General features: G+C 37.3%; 1 protein-coding gene. It reads left to right on the forward strand.

The window, feature by feature from the left end; translation table 11 throughout:
• A partial coding sequence (locus tag SB719_RS22565) for a hypothetical protein (protein ID WP_412160094.1) occupies positions 1–236 on the forward strand: 236 nt, incomplete at both ends.

A 236-nucleotide genomic window follows, 5' to 3' on the forward strand; every position in this document is an offset into this window, starting at 1 on the left:
GGGAAAAGCTCTGGATGCTTTAGGTGAATTGGAAGCGATACTTGAAATTTTTCAAGCCGATGCAGAATGGCAAAATCAGTTACGTGTTTTCATGCTGCAGCATATTGATACAAATTGGATGAACCATTTAAACGAAATGAATAGTGTGAAGGAAGGAATGGGTTTAATCGGTTATGGTCAACAGGACCCATATATGCTGTTTGAAAAAGAAGCTCTTAGTCAATTCAATCTTCTAT

The sequence above is a fragment of the Pantoea sp. SIMBA_079 genome (genome assembly GCF_046940275.1).
GTDB lineage: Bacteria > Pseudomonadota > Gammaproteobacteria > Enterobacterales > Enterobacteriaceae > Pantoea > Pantoea borealis.